We start from the raw sequence: 2,542 nt of genomic DNA on the forward strand, positions 1-2,542 counted from the left end.
AGGTCGGCAGGCCCGGAGCCCCTCTCGGCCCGGTCCAGATCTTCGGAAGGCAGCTCGGCCCACGCAGCGGCGTCCGCCCGCACGTCCACCACCGGGACGTCCGGGACAGCAAGACCCTCGGGCAGTCCGCCGTCCACGACCAGCACGCGCGGGGCGCTGTCCCGTACCACGTGGTCGAGTCGCTCGACGGGCGCGGCCGGGTCCATCGGCACATAGCCGCCGCCCGCCTTCAGGACCGCGAGCACGCACACGACGATCCACTCGCTGCGCGGCAGGCACAGTCCGACCCGGACGTCGGGCCCCACACCCAGGTCACGCAGGTGGCGCGCCAGACGGTTGGCGCGGGCGTTCAGCTCACCGTACGACAGCGCACGACCCTCGAACTCCACCGCCACCGCGTCCGGCGAACCCGCCACCACGCCCTCGAACCACTCATGCACACACCGCTCCTCCGCCACCAGATCGGACGGAGCCTCGTTCCACTCCTCCACCACACGCCGACGCTCGGCGGCGGGCAGGACGTCGATGTCGAGGGCCCTGGTGGCGGCGCCGTCGTCCGCGGCGAGCGCGGAGACGATGCCGGACAGCGCCGTCTCGACGTATCCGACGAGCGCCTCGCACTCCACGGAGTCGTCCACGCGTACGTGCAGGGCGAGTTCGCTGCCGAAGTCGTCGAGCGAGACCACCAGCGGGTAGTTGATCGCGTCGGCCTCCGCCAGCCAGTGGATGCCCTGGCCCGCGACGGCGGACCCGGTCGTGTCGCCGTGGCCCGGCTCGAAGTGCCGAACGTTGATCACCGCGCTGAACAGCGGGGTGTCGGCGTCCAGGCCGCTGCAGCGCTGCGCCAGGCTCAGCGCGCTCTGCTCGCGAGCGATCAGCTCCTTGAGACCGGTGTCGACGTCCGCGACGAGGTCCTGGACGGAACGGTCCGCGAGGCGTACCCGCAGCGGCAGGGTGTTGATGAAGTTGCCGAGCATGCCCTCCACACCGGGCACGCCCTGCAGACGTCCCGACATCACGGTGCCGAACACGACGTCGTCGCTCCCGGCGGCCGCGGCCGTGACGCACGCCCACGCGGCGTGGAACAGGGTGGCGGGGCTGATGTGCAGCCGCTTGGCCTGGGCGCGCACCTCGGCGGTGAGGTCGGCCGGCAGGGCGCGGCGCAGCTGCGGGTACCGGTGGCCGTCGCCGTGCACGTCCGTCAGGCCGAACGGCGTGGTCGGCTCGGTGACGTCGGCGAGCATGGCCCGGAAGTGGGCCTCCCCGTCGTCCGCCGTCGTCTGGCGCAGGGTGTGGGCGACGAAGTCGCGGTACGGGGCGGGCGCCTTGAGCAGCGCGGCCCGGCCCGCCATGTGGGTCGCCAGCTCCTGCAGGACGAGGCGCAGGGTCGTGGCGTCCTCGATGAGGTGATGGGCGCTCAGGAGCAGATAGCGGCGCTCGGAGTGCGGGTCCTCGGCGATGAGCAGCCGCAGCAGGGGTGCGCCGTCGACCCGCATGCGCCGGGGGCTGTCCAGCAGGGCACGCGCCTGCTCCTCGGCGTCCGTACCGGCGTCGAGGCGCGTCCGCTCGACCGTCAGACGGGCGGTGCGGTGCACGACCTGCACGGGCTCGGGCAGGTCGGCGGTGAGCACGGCGGTGCGCAGCACGTCGTGCCGGTCGATCAGCGCCTGCAGCGCCTCCGTGAACGAGACGCACACCTTCTCGTCGTCGGCGGCGAGGAGGACGGAGACCAGATAGGGGTCGTTGTCCGGGTCGAGGAGGTGGTGGAAGAGGATGCCCTCCTGCGCGGGCGCCAGCGGGTAGACGTCCTGGACGTTGGGCGCGCCGCCGGGCACGGTGGCGACGACCGTGTCGATCTGCTCCTGGGTCAGCTCGACCAGCGGCAGCATGTCCGGGGTGACGCGCGGGCAGCCCAGCGGAATCAGGTTCGGCGGCACGCCTTCGTCCGTGACGTCGGCGTGCGTCCCGTCGATCTCCTCCGCGAGGCGGGCCAGCGTCGGGCTGCTGAACACGCTGCGCACCGAGACCTCGTGGCCCAGCTCCTTCAGCTTGGCCACCAGGACCGTGATGAGCAGTGAATGGCCGCCGAGCTCGAAGAAGTTGTCGTCGGCGCCGACGCGGGCCTCGTCGAAGCCGAGGAGCTCGGCCCAGACCGAGGCGAGCGCCCGCTCGGTGGGGGTGCTCGGCGCCACGTACGCGTGCTGGGCGTAGGCGTCGATGCCGGGGGCCGGCAGTGCCTTGCGGTCGAGCTTGCCGTTGGTGGTCAACGGCAGGGAGTCCAGGGCGAGGTAGGCGCTGGGGACCATGTACTCGGGGAGCATGCGCTCGACGTGCCGCCCGAGTTCGGCGCGGAAGTCCGTCTGCGCGTGCCCGTCCTCCAGGACGACGTACGCCACGAGCTGCTTGTTGCCCGGCTGGTCCTCGCGGGCCATGACCACGCAGGAGCGGACTGCTTCGTGTCCGGCGAGGGCGGCTTCGATCTCCCCGAGCTCGATACGGAAACCGCGGATCTTGACCTGGTCGTCATTGCGGCCCAGGTACT

1 protein-coding gene is annotated in these 2,542 nt (G+C 72.1%); it reads right to left on the reverse strand.

Annotation, left to right across the window (positions count from 1 at the left end):
* Positions 1-2,542: condensation domain-containing protein (locus AB0B50_RS44615; protein WP_362343853.1), on the reverse strand; the 2,542-nt coding region annotated here is incomplete at both ends.

This window comes from Streptomyces sp. NPDC041068, from assembly GCF_040647455.1.
Taxonomy (GTDB): Bacteria; Actinomycetota; Actinomycetes; order Streptomycetales; family Streptomycetaceae; genus Streptomyces.